1 protein-coding gene is annotated in these 2,088 nt (G+C 29.2%); it reads left to right on the top strand.

The window, feature by feature from the left end; all coding sequences use genetic code 11:
* The first annotated feature begins 142 nt into the window (after nt 1–142).
* Nucleotides 143–2,035: an IS1634 family transposase gene (locus tag U9R42_11660; protein ID MEA3496680.1), complete on the top strand. Its 1,893-nt coding sequence runs from the start codon at nt 143–145 to the stop codon at nt 2,033–2,035.
* Nucleotides 2,036–2,088 lie beyond the last annotated feature (53 nt).

The raw sequence follows: 2,088 nt of genomic DNA on the forward strand, positions 1-2,088 counted from the left end.
AGGTCGTTTGTAGTGGCTGAATCTTTTATTTGTGCTTGTCAGGTAAATTATAAATTACTACTTTTGCCAAAAAATTATTTGTGTACATTTAACATAACATACACAAAAACAGTCTTTTAGTAATATTCGTAATTGTAATTATATGTATATCAGGCAAGTAGCAAAAAGAGATAAAAAAAACGCAAAAATTTACACATCCTATCATCTGGTAGAAAGTAAACGGATAAACGGTATGCCGCGCCAAAACACCTTACTTGTTTTGGGTAAATTAGAAGGTATGTCAGATGATGAAATAAATCTACTAGAGAAATATATCAAAGATAATTATTATAATAAGACATATTTATTTGATATACAGAATAATAGAAAAATTAAAGAACTTGCACGGTTTTATTCGCAAAAGCTTATTAAAAAACAACTTGCAAAAAAAGAAATGAAAGAGGAAAATATAAAAGCAAACAGCGGTCATACAATGTATGTTGAGCTTGATATAAACAGTTTTATAAACGATGAGGCTAAACAAATCGGAGGTGAATTTCTTTGTTTTCAAGCAATACAAGAACTTGGTTTACAAGAGTTTTTACAAAACGAGTTACAATTTAAGGACTATCAGGTAAATCAGGCATTGTTGTCTTTAACAGCACGATTATTACATCCTGCAAGCGAATTAGCATCAGCTCGTTGGTTAAACAGCAAATCGGCAGCATTGGAATTTTATCAGCTTTCCGGTTTGCAAGTTAATAAAAACCAACTGTATAATGCAGCAAATCAAATTTATAAAAATAAAAAAAGCATTGAAACATTTTTAAATAAACGTATCGAATCCATTTATAATTTAGAACGAACTATTGTACTTTATGACCTTACTAATTCACATTTTGAGGGGCAAATGAAATTGGTTTCAAAAGCAGAATACGGAAAGAATAAACAAAAACGAAATGATTGTAAGCAAATAAGTTTAGGCTTAGTAAATGATGAGAACGGTTTTCCATTGCACAGCGAATATTATGAAGGTAATATTTATGAAGCAAAAACACTTAAAGATGTTGTAAACAGCCTATCACAAGCACAGCTTCCTGTATCCAGTTCTCAAAAACAATGCGTTGTTATGGATGCCGGAATATCTAATGAAGAAAATTTGTCAATGCTTTTAAGTGAGGGCTTTGATTATATAACAGTATCAAAAAGCAAACACAAAGAGCTTATAGAACAGATAAATACAGATAATTTGATAAAATTCAAAAATAAATCGGGCAAAGAAATTTCGACAAAATTGTTTACACAGAAAAAGAAATATACAGACAAATTCGGTAAAGATAAAACTATAAACGAGAGTATTATATATGTAAAATCACCATTAAAAGAGAAAAAAGAACAAGCAATAAATCAAAAAAAATGCGATAGATTTGAAAAAGGATTAGAAGGCATAAAAAAAACGATAGAAAATCCAAGAGGTAAGCATTCTGTTGAAAAAATTCATCAACGCATAGGCAGATTAAAAGAGCGGAATAAAGGAATAACAGGTTATTTTACAATAAATTTAAAAGAAGATAAAAATAAAATAACTGAAATAACTTGGCTTCGGGAAACGGATATTAAAAAAGAGGCAAAGCAAGGCGTGTACTTTATCAGAACAAGCATCCCGGGAAAAGACGAACAAACAATTTGGAATTTATACAGAACAATAAATGAAGTAGAAGAAACTTATAATGTATTAAAATCAATACTTGATATGCGTCCTAATTTTCATCAGAAAGATGCTACCGTTGAAGCACACATAAATATGTGTATTTTAGCTTATTATATCGTATCATTTATAAGATACCGACTAAAACAAAAAGGAATAAAATATAAATGGGAAAAAATAAGAGAAATAATGAGTAGTCAAAAATGTACAACAAATGCAATGAATACTAAATCTAAAAAAACACTTTGGGTTAAATCGTGTACACGTCCCAATGTTGAAACACAAGAAATTTATGATGCAATGAGATATAAAATTATACCATATTACAGAAAAATTCTTGAAATATAAAACCAAATTTGCAAACCTAAATTACATTTTTTTGTAGTGGCGAAAACGAATCG

It is taken from the genome of Bacteroidota bacterium (genome assembly GCA_034723125.1).
GTDB lineage: Bacteria > Bacteroidota > Bacteroidia > CAILMK01 > JAAYUY01 > JAYEOP01.